General features: G+C 65.4%; 1 protein-coding gene. It reads right to left on the reverse strand.

The window, feature by feature from the left end; all coding sequences use genetic code 11:
- The coding region (locus H2O73_RS21175) for a dihydrofolate reductase (protein ID WP_182110815.1) at window positions 1-266 on the reverse strand (266 nt) is incomplete at both ends.

Below are 266 nucleotides of genomic sequence, written 5' to 3' on the forward strand. Positions count from 1 at the left end.
CGTCAGAATCGATCTCGGGGAAGCGGGCATCGCCCTCCACCTCGATATCCACTTCGGTCAGGTAGAGGCGGCTGGCGTGGTGCAACGCCTGGGCATAGATCTCGGCGCCCCCCATCACCATGATCTCCTCCGCCCCATCGATGGTCGCCTGCTGGTCGGCCAGGGTCAGCGCCGAGGCGATATCGTGGCAGACGCGGATGCCGTCATGCTGAAAGCTCTCGTCACGAGTCACCACGATATTCAGCCGCCCGGGCAGCGGCCGACCG

It is taken from the genome of Vibrio marinisediminis (assembly GCF_014050145.1).
GTDB lineage: Bacteria > Pseudomonadota > Gammaproteobacteria > Enterobacterales > Vibrionaceae > Vibrio > Vibrio marinisediminis.